We start from the raw sequence: 12,105 nt of genomic DNA, 5'->3' as shown, positions 1-12,105 counted from the left end.
ACATACGCTTAGAAAGGGTAGAAGTCATGACTTTTCACATAAACCATACTGATCTGGAAAATTACATTCAAGCAATTTTTCAAAAAGCCGGCTTGCAGGAGGAGCACAGTGCAACCGTTGCACGTCATCTTGTGTTTGCCAATTTAAGAGGTGTTGATTCACACGGCGTCACCCGGGTCAAAAATTATACCGATCGCTTGGAAAAAGGCGTTGTTAACCGAGAGCATAACATGACGGTAAAAAAGGAAACCCCCTCATCCATTTTTATTGATGGTGCCAACGAGTTGGGGATTATCCCCGCTACTGCAGGGATAAGATCTGCTGTTAGTAAGGCAAAAGAAACGGGTGTCGCCATTGCCGGCATCACACATTCCAACCATTGTGGCATGTTGGCTGATTACACTGGCTATGCAGCTGAGAATGATTGTGTTTGTTTAGCCACAACAAACGCTCCATCCTATATGGCTCCGTGGGGCGGAAAAGAAAGATATTTTGGTACGAATCCGATTTCCTATGGGATACCTGGAGGGGGAGAGGGCAATATCGTGTTTGACATGGCAACAAGTATTGTAGCCAGAGGAAAAATAAAACTGGCGATTCAAAATCATGAAGATATCCCTGTCGGCTGGGCGATAAACGAGAAAGGCGAATCAACCACAGATGCACAGGAAGCAATGGATGGATTGGTTTTACCGGTGGGAGGTCCAAAAGGATACGGGCTAGCATTACTCGCCGATGTTTTGTCCGGACTGCTGACAGGTGCTGCATTTGGACCGTGTATCGGTAGACCTGAGAATTTAGATGACGTTCAGGAAGTCGGTCAATTTTTCTTCGTGATGCGTGCTGACATTTTTGAGGAATTAGATACGTTCAAAAATCGGATGGACACCATGGCAAGAGAAATCAAACAGGTGCCGGCGGCCAAAGGTTTCGATAAAATTTATCTGCCGGGTGAAATCGAAAATGAAAGGGCAAGAGAACGGCAAAAGAGCGGAATTCCTTTGACAGAAGCTGCAATTGACGAACTTCATGCAGTTGCGGAAGCTTTTGGTATTTCAACCCGCTTAAAGATGTAACAAACCATTAAACGGGACAGCCTGTCAAACTGACGTTGATAGGCTGTCACTCATTTTTTTCTGGAAAGCTTAATATTAAACGAATACATATCCGATCGATAAGAAGCACGTTCGTATTCGACAAAATCACCATTAATATCTACTAATTTTCGTTCAGCTATTAACATACTGGTGCTCGTTGGAACATTCAATAGTTGAGCATCTTCCCTGGCAACTTGTTCTGATTTGATAGTCTGATCCGCTTCGATTGAATTGACACCTAATTCCTGCTCAAGCAGGTCATATAATGATATCTTGTTTAAATCATACGTTTTAATTTTTTCGCCCAGCTTAATAGGATAGTAGTTATTCTCAACCCCAATCGGAATGTTGTCTGCATAACGGATGCGTTTAATGTGAACAGCTTCTGTTATCCCTATTGATTTTTGCAGGATATTGGGTAATTGGACACTATCCGCTTTAATCAGCTTTGCCCCAGGTTCCATCCCCATGCGTTGGATCGTCTCAGAAGTACTGCTCAAGCTGCCGAGCCAATCGTTAATTGGCTTCAGCGTCACAAAGGTTCCTTTCCCCGGCTTTTTCTCAAGCGTACCTTCTCTTGTCAGGGCATCAATTGCTTGTCTGACGGTACTGCGGCTGACGTAGTACTCATCCATAAACTCGCGTTCGCTGGGGATTTTGCCGGTATAGAATCCTTTCAAAATCCTCTCTTCAATTTTTTCTTTCAGTTGGATATAGAGCGGAATAGAATTTGTATAGTCCAATACCATTATGATCACCTGTTATTTTGGAATCTAAAAATTTCATTAATATTAATAGTTTAACATACTCCACTACGGGAAGTTATAGTAAAAAATATGATTCTAAAATAACAGTGCTCAAACGATTAAAAATATGATAGAATCAATAAAGGAGTTTCATTAAATTAAAATGGAGCAGGTGTTTCCATGTTTGATACAGCTGAGTTAGTCATTGCATTTGCGATTTCGGCTTTGGCTGCATTTGCCATAACGCCGCTGATTAATAAATTAGCTTTAAAGCTGGGCGCAGCTGATATACCGGATAACAATCGAAAACATCATAATGGCACGAAGGCGAGTTTAGGTGGGCTGGCTATTTTTGTCGGTGCGGCTGCGGGATTTTTATACTTGCAGCCGGAACATCCGCAAATGACAGCTATCATCATTGGTGCCTTGATTATGCTGGCGACGGGCATGCTGGATGATATTTTTGATTTGAAGCCATATACCAAATTAGCAGGTCAGATCGCGGCAGCAGTTGTTGTTGCGTCATCCGGTTTGGTGATTGATAAATTGACTATGCCGTTCTTTGGTACGGTTTATTTGGATGGTTTGGCATATATCATTACGATTATCTGGATACTTGCGGCTTCCAACGCTATTAATTTGATCGATGGGTTGGACGGGCTGGCAGCGGGTGTTTCCGCCATAGGTTTGTCCAGCATTCTCGTGATGGCGATAATCGATTACCGCATTGTGGTCGCTTATTTATGTGTTATATTAATTGGCAGCTGTCTCGGGTTTCTTTATCATAACTTCTACCCGGCCAAAATCTTTATGGGTGACACCGGTGCACTGTTTTTAGGGTATTCCATTGCGGTGGTGGCCATGCTCGGGCTGTTTAAAAACGTTGCCTTATTCAGCTTTATTATTCCGATTATCGTTATCGCCATTCCTGTATTTGATACGATTTTGGCGATTATTCGGCGGACGGTTAATAAACACGGCATAGCCAATGCGGATAAAAAGCATATTCACTATCAATTGATGAAAATGGGTTACAGCCATCGTGCTGCTGTGTTGATCATTTATGGATTCAGTGCTTTTTTCGGCGGGATGGCGATCGTGTTTAACAGTGGAACGATGCTGACTTCTGGCATCATATTCGGCATCATTATTGTTGGGATGCAGGTCATCGCTGAATTATCCGGCATTGTCATGCAAGGCCAGCAGCCTGTATTAAGCTGGATTAAACGGGTATTTGGAGCAGAGAGAGTGAAATAGATTGTCAGAAAAACACTTTTGGGTCATTTAGATGGTCTGAAAGTGTTTTTTAAAAGGTAAGGAACGATCAATATGGATGACGGTTTTCATATCGAAACTTGCTGACTTGGCTGTGCCACCAATCAGATTTCCAGCCTTTAAAATTAGATGGAAAAATAAATTCGAACACTTGTTCCTGATATGTTTTTGTGTTATAATACTTATAGCGATTACACCCCGGTCACTCCGCTTCATAAACCACAAAGGATGTGCTAAAATGCAATTAGCCACTATCGTACGTGAACAGGCAGAAACCTCCGAATACACCAAACATGATCTGCTATTCAAAGATCTCATCCAGACATTTTTCAAAGAATTCATAGATGTATTTTTCCCGGATGTTCACAAACATCTCGATTATCATGCTGCGAAACTGCTGTCCGAAGAAGTGCATACCGACCTGCACGACGGAAAAACACGAAGGCTGGATATTATCGTTGAAACGAAGCTTAAAGGCGAAGATTCTGTTATTATCATCCATGTCGAACCGCAAAGTTATAGGCAGCCGAACTTCCATGAACGTATGTTTCATTATTATAGTCTGCTGTATAATAAGTATCGTAAGCCAATTGTGCCGATTGCTGTTTTCAGTTATGACGAAAAGCGTTATGAACACGATACGTTTACAATTGAGTTTCCGTTCTTCCATGTTTTGACGTTTAATTTTTTAATGTTGGAACTCAGGAAAAAGAACTGGCGTGACTACATTGAATCAGATAATCCTGCAGCTGCGGCGTTGCTCAGTAAAATGGGATACGCCAGTCAAGAGCGGATCGGATCGAAGTTAAAAAGGAATTTCTGCGGATGTTGGTAAGAATGCAATTGAACCCGGCCAAGGAAAAAATGATTTACGGTTTTTTTGAAAGTTATCTGAAACTAAACGAAAAGGAGGAAGAAAAATTGCGTGAAGAGATGGGTAAAATGGAGGATGGCGAGAAGATAATGGAATATACCATTTCCTATGAGGAGAAAGGGAAGAAAGAAGGCAAGAAAGAAGGCAAGAAAGAAGGGAAGAAGGAAGTAGCTGCTGAAATGTTGAGAAAGGGAGCTTCAACTGAATTTATCGCTGAAGTGACACATCTCGAAAAAGCAGAGATTGAGAAGCTGAAGAAAACATTATAGGCAAAATAATATCCCGGGACAGAAAATAAGCCCCGGGATTCTTCCTTATGGTTGTTCAGTTGTGCCAGTTTCTGACTGCGGTTCGGAATTTGCCGAAGTATCGAGACCGAGATGCTGTTGTAAGATGGCTTTCACTTCTGCAAGTGATTGTTCATTCGGAATCTCGTAATCAATACCGTTAATTGTTTGCGTTTGTGTGTCATATGATAGTTTCTCAATATTGCTGGTGCTGAAATCGGAATACTCACGGTAAAATCCGAGTCCTTCACTTATTTTCATATTCGTTTTGACGTTACTTCCAACTTCTTGTGCCAAGTCATCCACTTTCGTAACAGTACTAAGTGATGTTGCTTTGTCGATAATGGCTTCGATTACTTGCTGCTGCCGTTCATTTCGGCCAATGTCCCCGCGTGGATCCTGCTTCCGCATTCGCGCAAATGCCAGGGCTTCTTCACCATTGAGTTGCATTGGGCCTTCTGTGAATTGCAAATCTTCATTCCCCGATTCCCTGATGGTTCTCTGTGTGAAATCAAATGGCACATCAACTTCAATGCCGCCCAGGATATCAACAACATTGGTAAACGCATCAAAGTTTACAGCAGCGTAGTAATCAATCGGGATATCCAGGAATTGTTCGACTGTTTTAATCGCCATCTCTTTACCACCGTATGCATGGGCGTGGGCTATCTTTTCCTGTGTGCCGCGATCAGCTATTTCAACCATTGTATCACGCGGTAAACTTAATAATTGTAATTTTTCATTATCCGGATTGAATGTGGCGACCATCATTGTATCCGTTCTGCCGTTATCGCCGTTTGTTGAATAGTCCTCAACGCCCAGCAGCAGGATGGAAATCGGGTCATCACTGACTGACACCGCTTCGTCACGTAAATCCGATTTCTCACGATCAAGGTCATCATACGACTCGCTGGCAGCCGTGTATGTCTGGACAATCATGTAACCGACCCCGCCGGTCATCAGCAAAAATATAATCAGTAAGGGATAGAGAATCCTGCGCCGTCGTTTTTTCTTTTTTTGCTTTCGTATTTCCATACGTTGATCCATATTAATTAATCCCCTTTAAAGTTTCCTATCAATCTATCAATCATAATGATCAGCATTGTCGAAATTTGCAATGCGTCTTCTATCATACCACATATTATAGACGAATCCGATTAAGAAAACGTTACATATTTATATCAAATTTATAGGTTTATAGTTTGTTTCTTTTTATTTTTGATGAGGAGATGCCGGCTGTCCGCGGCAGGTAAACAACCTCACAATAACGTTTTAAAAAATCAAATTTGCCAGTCCAATCATCACCCATGACAAATAGGTCGATATCATATGTGATAATATCATCCACTTTTTGGTTCCAGTTTGTTTCGGGGATGACTTTGTCGACATAGCGAATCGATTCCACTATGACTTTACGACTATCAAAATCATGATATGCAACTTTATTTTTGTCATGATTAAAATCATCAGTTGATACACCGACAATCAAATAGTCACCCAGCTCCTTTGCACGGCGCAAAAGATTGATATGGCCCGGGTGCAGCAAATCGAAAGTCCCATACGTCAAGATTTTTTTCATAATATCTCCCCATCGAGACGAATTCCCATCTTATTGTACTATTAACCAGATCGATAGTAAATAAGATGACGACAATTGTTCCGATATTTTAGAAAAGAGACTGTTCATACAGTCTCTTGGTCAATAAGTGTTATGGCTTTTGTCGTTATCGGCATAATCACTTGTTCCAATATTTTGTTGTAAATCCAAATGACTCCGAAGTTCCGCACGCATATCGTTTTTACTTTCTTCATTCACTTGATAGTACCAGAGACCATCGTCCATATAGCCGCCGTTTCCTTCAAGGTTGACGGTTTCAATGGAAATATTCTCATCAAGCCCATAATCGAGAAAACTCTTCATATCATCGAACGAAAGGCTCGTGGTCAAATTGTCCCCAACGGCATCGATTGTTTCACCCAGTTTAAAGACGGAGGAAGCGGATGTTGCTTTGTTGGCAATGGTTTTAAGGATTTCCTGCTGTCGTTTTCCACGTTCGACATCATTGTCATATTTTCGTGTTCTGGCCAGTGCCAATGCTTCTTCGCCATTTAAATGCTGCTCACCTGGCATTAAATGGATACTATTTTTGTCATCATTCGAGTCGGATTCCCATAATTCATAAGGGACATCGTAATTAATACCACCCAGGGCATCAACAACTTCAACAAACCCTTCGAAATTCATTTTGGCGTAATAGTCAACAGGGACGTCAAGGAAGTTCTCGACTGTTTCAATCGTTGCTTTAGGGCCGCCATGAAAATGGGCATGGTTGATTTTCGTATGCTGATTCATCTCCGGGACGTAAACATACGAGTCGCGGGGGATACTTAAAAGCTTGACTGAGCTGTTTTCTTTGTTGAAAGTTGCCAATATAAGCGCGTCCGAGCGGGCTTGTGCTTCGTTGCGGTGTTCGCTGTTATCAACCCCGATGAACAGGGCGGAAACATTGTCCTCAACCGGATTAACAGTCTCACTTCTCAGTTCTGATGTATCGTTTTCACGTCCGACTTTTTCCTGTGAATCACTTACCATGTTTTCAGTTTTGTTGTACAAATACGCGGCGTAACTGCCGGCAGCTATGATGACTAATAATAACGGTACAGCGATAATGAGCGTCCATTTTTTCTTTTTCGACATTAGATTTTCTCCTCATTTGTTTCTAACTACTATTTTACAAAAATAGTGACAATATAACAATGGTAGAAATTAATTGACAACATATAACAATTCTCTGATTAAAATACTATACAAAAACGGGATATCGTTGTATAGTTTGGATATATACGTTATTCAAAAGAGCATTTTTGTCAGGTCAGAAGTATAACATTTCAGATGAAGACCTCAATCTTGAAATCGGCTAACCCGCCGATTTCGTCCAATCTGACTTCCGACTTCTCACTTCTGGAAAAACGAGGCTAGGCCTGAGTTTTTCTTAAAACATATTCCTATATGTGGTAAAGTATAGTATGTAAAAAATTGATTGAATAAAGGCAGGCATTGATTATGACGCTGTTTGAAAAATTAACATCCAAGGATGAAAAAATTGCCGTTATTGGTCTGGGGTATGTCGGGCTTCCGCTCGCGATTGAACTCGCGAAGAAATTTGATGTCGTCGGTTTTGATGTCAACAAAGATAAACTGGACAAATATTTAACCGGTGTCGATGTCACACATGAAGTCGGTGACGAAGCGGTTAAAAATACGACGATGACTTTCACGAGTGATGAAACGGATTTACAGACATGCAAGTTTCATATCGTAGCTGTTCCAACGCCGATTAATACGGATAAAACGCCAAATCTGAATCCGGTTATCGGTGCGAGTGAAACGGTAGGACGCAATCTGACGGAAGGTTCAATCGTCGTGTACGAATCAACCGTGTATCCCGGAACGACCGAAGAGATTTGCATTCCGATTCTCGAGGAACAATCCGGGCTGCAAATTGGTGCTGATTTTAAAGTCGGCTACTCCCCGGAACGCATCAACCCAGGTGACAAAGTAAATAAACTGACAAAAATCATTAAAATCGTATCCGGCTCTGATGATGAAGCATTAAGTGAAGTCTCAAGCGTGTATGACGCGATTATTGAGGCCGGCGTCCATGAAGCAGAGTCGATTAAGGTGGCAGAGGCTGCTAAAGTGATTGAAAACTCACAGCGTGATATTAATATTGCCTTCATGAACGAGCTCTCGATGGTATTCAATAAAATGGATATTAACACAAATGCCGTATTGGAGGCAGCCGGCACCAAATGGAACTTCCTGAAATTCACACCAGGCCTTGTCGGCGGCCACTGCATTGGCGTTGACCCGTATTATTTCACCTATAAAGCTGAACAGCTCGGCCATCACTCGCAAATCATCCTGTCCGGCCGGAAAATCAACGATGATATGGGCAAATATATCGGATCAAATATCATTAAGAAAATGATCCATGCCAAACAGGAAATCAGCAGCGCCAGAGTCGGCGTCCTCGGTATCACATTCAAGGAAGATGTCCCGGATGTCCGGAACACCAAAGTCATCGACATCATTGAGGAGCTGAAGGACTATGGTGTTGACGTTGTCGTCCACGACCCGGTTGCCGATCAAAAAGCCGTCTATGATGAATTCGGCATTGAGCTTGTTGAAAAAGATCAATTGAAGGATTTGGATTGTGTCGTATTGGCTATCGGCCACCAGGAAATCAAGGACCAATATGATCTGAACACGCTGGACAGCCTATACCGAACCGAAAACAAGGTATTGATTGACGTTAAAAGCATTTTGGATCGTAAAGAAAGTGAAGCTCACGGTTATCATTACTGGAGCTTGTAGCCTTCTTTAGACGATTGAATCAGGAACCGCCATCCGTATGTTTATGGGTGGGGGTTCTTTTTAGATTGTTTGAAGCGGATGAGTTCTGTGCCAATCGATCTGGTGGCGGGCGGAAGCGATTGAGCAGTGTTAGCCTGTGACAGCATCAATTCTGTGTGTGGGGGCGCGGTAAATCGTGCGAGATCAGGCTCAAAACGTGCGAGAGCCGCTTCAAAACGTGCGAGAGCCGGCTCAAACCGTGCGAGAGCGCCCTCAAAACGTGCGAGAAGCGTCCTGAAACGTGCGAGAGTCGCTCCAAAACGAGCGGGAGCAGGCTCAAATCGTGCGAGAACCCCTCCAAACCGTGCGGGAGCCGCTTTTAATCGTGCGAGAACATCTCCAAAACGAGCGAGAGCCGCTTCAAACCGGTCGAGAACCGCCTCAAATCGTGTGAGGACCCCTTCCCAAGCGCCGGACAGCACTCCCAGCTCACGAAACTTCCCACCATAAACCGCCACAATGCTGTTTATTTTCGGCAGCCGCCGGTAATTTTCCTTATATCCCAAACCTTAAAACCTCTCTTTTTCCTACAATCGAAATCAACCCGTCAAAAGGGGGCATCTCAATCCAAAAAAATTTTTTTATTTTTGACGCCCCCTTTTTGCTTTTTCTTTCGATTGTAGGGGTGAAAGGAGGTGGCAACATGGCTGAACAACAAATGATTGATTCGCGGTTGCGCCTTATCCTCGACGATGGCGTGGATGAGGTTTCGGGGGAGCAGCTTTATAAAACGAAAGGCTTCAACAACGTGAAGACAACCGCAACAGCTGATCAGCTTTATGCGATCGCGAACGCTGTGACAGGATTGCAGGAGCGCCCGCTCGTCAATGTGGAACGTAATGACAGTTCCGAAATCACAGAAGTGTGATTTTCTTAAACGTGCAGCGGCTCCGCTCGTCCAGTGAATAGGAATCATTTAGAGGCAAAATGAGAATTGGTGAGGCTTGGAGCGGTTTAACAAGCTCGTTTAATAAAAGCTGAACCGAAATCCGCTTGGTGTTCATCTGTCGGCGACTATTTGGGGGAATTCTTGCTTGGGCTGCAGCACTTAGCACCCGATAAAGAATAAATAGTCATGGCTGCAAGCACCGATTCATAATGGAGCGTCCGCCGCTGAAGCATGCAACGATAAAGGAGGTGACAAAATGAAAAAGCTTGAATTGAAATTTTTAAACGAAGATGGCAAGACGGTAACTTACTCGCTGGAGAAGCCGGTAGAGCCTGCTGATCCGGAAGCTATCAAAGCTGCGATGGAGGAAATCATCAATCAGAACGCGTTCACATCATCAGGCGGTGATGTCGTATCGATCAAAGAAGCACGGATCGTTGAGCGTACGGTTGAAGAGATTGAATTGCCGTAATGAGGTGAACAGCAAATAACGAGGGGCTGCTGAATTTTTCAGCAGCCCCTCGTTATTTGCGGGCAGACCGACAAGCCCGTTGACTGCTGCTGACTCTCTCTTGATATTGCTGGAAGAAAGCCCTGCGTAATTTAGGGTTCAGCAGCTTTTATTTAACGGTGAAATTGCTTGTCTTAAGATAACAAATGGAATAAACGTCGATTAATTGTGACAGTTTGAGCCGGGAAAATGTGAACTTGAGCGGGTTTTGTGACAACATGAGCCGATTTCAGTGAACATGAGCCGTTTTTGTGACAGTTTGAGCGAAAGGAAAAACTATCCTGGCACAAAAAAACTGCAGCCCCAATATGAGGACTGCGTTTTTGTGCTATCATTCGCTGATCGTGCCGCATGCAAACCGGTTGCCGGCATCACCGGATGGCTGTGATTCGCCGTCATCTTTGCCTTCGTGGATCATCAATGCTGTTCCGCCATCGTCAAGCAGTGAGTTGTTGCTGCCAGTCTCCAATGTTACATCTTTTGCAAGATAAGACATGGTGACAGTACCATCTTCGCTAACTGTGATGTTAGGCAAGTCACCTGCGTGCGGTCCATCTGATGTATCAAATCCATGGTCGGTATCATCGGGATTAAAGTGTCCGCCTGCTGATTCAAAATCGGGTGATTCACACGTCCCATTTTCATGGATATGAAAACCGTGTGTCCCTTTTGGAATGTCTGTTCCTTCAAGTGTAATGTTGACACCATTCGATACTTGTTCCAGTTCGGCAGTACCAACCGATTGTTCGTCCCCATTTTTTAAATCCACTGTAACAGATGCTTGCGTTCCGTCCTCTTGTTGGCTGGTTTGATCACCGTTATCATTGTGCTGTTCTGAATCGTTTGCGTTACCGTTGCAAGCTGCCAGGACGATGGCAACAGTTAACACTGTGAGTGCGAATAGCCAACGCTTCATTTAGGAGCTCCTTTCTTAGTAAAGTTGGTATTATCAATTTTACCGGGAAAGTAAACGTTTAAACGGCAGTGAGCATAATTCCTTCTTAAGTACTATGTAACAGGATAAGGTGGGTCTGCTAATTAAAAATATATGTTTTGATTAAAATTCAGAAATATTGTATACTTAAGGTAAATATCGAGCACCTTAGTGAATATGATATATTCTAGGAGGTGCTAGTTATGACAAAGGAGGATAAAAAAATGACTTCAGCAACAAAACCGGTTAAGTCAACGGAAATTAACTTTGATTCAGAGAAAGAGTTTAAAGATTTTACTGAATTTGTCAATAATCCTCCTGAGCCCAGCAAATTTGTTAAAGAGCTAATTGAGCAATATCAGGAGCAGAAACGGGGGAAATAAGGGTCGTGGACCGAAACATTTCAGAGGAATTTTTAAATGAACAAAATAACGCGTATATAAATAGGTTTCAGTGTGTGGACAAAGATGGAGATAACCAGGTGGAGACATTTTTACAACAGGAAGCATTTAAGTTAATGCAACGGAATTTAGTCAGAACCCGATTATTCTTTGATGGCGATCAAAATTTAATCGGGTTTTATTCATTGTTTAACGAAACAATTAAAATGAACAAACAGAAAAGGGAAGAAGTGCAAATATATCTCCCTCAAAAGGTTAAGGAAATCCCGGCAATCAGGCTTCATTATATTGGTGTAGATAGTCGGTATCAAAATCAAGGAATCGGATTATACATTATGAGCTCTGTTTTAACAAATTGTACTAAAGTAGCGAAATTATCTGGTTGTTCTTTAATAACAGTCGAATCAACCGAAAACACAGTTAATTTTTATTCGAAATTTGATTTTAAATATTTGCGTCCTGCTGGGGATTATAAATTAATGGCAATGAACACTAAAAATCTATTAAATCTTGTTAATTAGATAATCGCTTTCAGTTATTTCAGAGACTCAGCTATCCATAATCGTGCACAGTAGCAGATTCCAATCGCGCGACGCCAACGAAATTAGCGCGCACCGATCATATGAACGACGCCATCTGAATTCGCGTAACAACAAAAAACGTGCGGCAATCCC

The 12,105-nt window shown here is 42.5% G+C and carries 13 protein-coding genes and 1 pseudogene; 8 read left to right on the top strand and 6 right to left on the bottom strand.

The annotated features are described in order from the left end of the window. Nucleotides 1-26: 26 nt before the first annotated feature. Nucleotides 27-1,076, top strand: a complete 1,050-nt coding sequence (locus Len3610_RS13150) for an Ldh family oxidoreductase (RefSeq protein WP_176448355.1) — start codon at nucleotides 27-29, stop codon at nucleotides 1,074-1,076. 50 nt (nucleotides 1,077-1,126) lie between these two features. Here the strand turns inward: Len3610_RS13150 and Len3610_RS13145 are convergent, their stop codons facing one another. Continuing rightward, nucleotides 1,127-1,846 (bottom strand): GntR family transcriptional regulator, encoded by a 720-nt coding sequence (locus Len3610_RS13145; protein ID WP_176448353.1) that lies wholly within the window; start codon nucleotides 1,844-1,846, stop codon nucleotides 1,127-1,129. A 177-nt stretch (nucleotides 1,847-2,023) separates the two neighbouring features. On the opposite strand from Len3610_RS13145, the gene Len3610_RS13140 reads away from it, so the two are divergent. Together Len3610_RS13140 and Len3610_RS13135 are read left to right on the top strand one after the other, a co-directional pair. Next, nucleotides 2,024-3,100, top strand: a complete 1,077-nt coding sequence (locus tag Len3610_RS13140; protein ID WP_176448352.1) for a glycosyltransferase family 4 protein — start codon at nucleotides 2,024-2,026, stop codon at nucleotides 3,098-3,100. Nucleotides 3,101-3,356: 256 nt separating this feature from the next. Next, nucleotides 3,357-4,261, top strand: a pseudogene (locus tag Len3610_RS13135) (Rpn family recombination-promoting nuclease/putative transposase). A 45-nt stretch (nucleotides 4,262-4,306) separates the two neighbouring features. On the opposite strand, the gene Len3610_RS13130 reads toward Len3610_RS13135, so the two are convergent. The 3 genes from Len3610_RS13130 to Len3610_RS13120 all read right to left on the bottom strand — a co-directional run bounded on the left by Len3610_RS13130 (nucleotide 4,307) and on the right by Len3610_RS13120 (nucleotide 6,977). Then, on the bottom strand, nucleotides 4,307-5,326 hold the full coding sequence (locus Len3610_RS13130; protein ID WP_176448350.1) for an LCP family protein: 1,020 nt from the start codon (nucleotides 5,324-5,326) through the stop codon (nucleotides 4,307-4,309). Nucleotides 5,327-5,474: 148 nt separating this feature from the next. After that, complete coding sequence (gene tagD, locus Len3610_RS13125) at nucleotides 5,475-5,858, bottom strand: glycerol-3-phosphate cytidylyltransferase (RefSeq protein ID WP_176448349.1); 384 nt, start codon at nucleotides 5,856-5,858, stop codon at nucleotides 5,475-5,477. Between the two features lie 120 nt (nucleotides 5,859-5,978). Next, a complete protein-coding gene (locus tag Len3610_RS13120) occupies nucleotides 5,979-6,977 on the bottom strand; it encodes an LCP family protein (protein ID WP_176448348.1) in 999 nt (332 codons plus the stop codon). A 366-nt stretch (nucleotides 6,978-7,343) separates the two neighbouring features. On the opposite strand from Len3610_RS13120, the gene Len3610_RS13115 reads away from it, so the two are divergent. Continuing rightward, the gene (locus tag Len3610_RS13115; RefSeq protein WP_176448347.1) at nucleotides 7,344-8,657 is read left to right on the top strand and encodes a nucleotide sugar dehydrogenase; all 1,314 of its coding nucleotides are present in this window, start codon (nucleotides 7,344-7,346) and stop codon (nucleotides 8,655-8,657) included. A 41-nt stretch (nucleotides 8,658-8,698) separates the two neighbouring features. Here Len3610_RS13115 and Len3610_RS13110 read toward each other — a convergent pair whose 3' ends face one another. Next, nucleotides 8,699-9,202 (bottom strand): hypothetical protein, encoded by a 504-nt coding sequence (locus Len3610_RS13110; protein ID WP_176448346.1) that lies wholly within the window; start codon nucleotides 9,200-9,202, stop codon nucleotides 8,699-8,701. 137 nt (nucleotides 9,203-9,339) lie between these two features. Between Len3610_RS13110 and Len3610_RS13105 the strand changes: the two genes are divergently transcribed. After that, nucleotides 9,340-9,564, top strand: a complete 225-nt coding sequence (locus tag Len3610_RS13105; RefSeq protein ID WP_176448344.1) for a DUF1659 domain-containing protein — start codon at nucleotides 9,340-9,342, stop codon at nucleotides 9,562-9,564. Nucleotides 9,565-9,841: 277 nt separating this feature from the next. After that, nucleotides 9,842-10,057: a DUF2922 domain-containing protein gene (locus Len3610_RS13100; RefSeq protein WP_176448342.1), complete on the top strand. Its 216-nt coding sequence runs from the start codon at nucleotides 9,842-9,844 to the stop codon at nucleotides 10,055-10,057. 370 nt (nucleotides 10,058-10,427) lie between these two features. On the opposite strand, the gene Len3610_RS13095 is transcribed toward Len3610_RS13100, so the two are convergent. After that, nucleotides 10,428-11,012, bottom strand: a complete 585-nt coding sequence (locus Len3610_RS13095) for a superoxide dismutase family protein (protein ID WP_176448341.1) — start codon at nucleotides 11,010-11,012, stop codon at nucleotides 10,428-10,430. 221 nt (nucleotides 11,013-11,233) lie between these two features. Here Len3610_RS13095 and Len3610_RS13090 point away from each other — a divergent pair, with 221 nt between their 5' ends. Together Len3610_RS13090 and Len3610_RS13085 are read left to right on the top strand one after the other, a co-directional pair. Then, the gene (locus Len3610_RS13090; RefSeq protein WP_176448340.1) at nucleotides 11,234-11,413 is read left to right on the top strand and encodes a hypothetical protein; all 180 of its coding nucleotides are present in this window, start codon (nucleotides 11,234-11,236) and stop codon (nucleotides 11,411-11,413) included. 5 nt (nucleotides 11,414-11,418) lie between these two features. Further along, nucleotides 11,419-11,952 (top strand): GNAT family N-acetyltransferase, encoded by a 534-nt coding sequence (locus tag Len3610_RS13085; protein ID WP_176448339.1) that lies wholly within the window; start codon nucleotides 11,419-11,421, stop codon nucleotides 11,950-11,952. Nucleotides 11,953-12,105 lie beyond the last annotated feature (153 nt).

The sequence above is a fragment of the Lentibacillus sp. CBA3610 genome (genome assembly GCF_013373365.1).
Taxonomy (GTDB): domain Bacteria; phylum Bacillota; class Bacilli; order Bacillales; family Amphibacillaceae; genus Lentibacillus.
The sequence above is the reverse complement of the archived record's forward strand: the minus strand, read 5'-3'. Positions and strand labels throughout refer to the sequence as shown.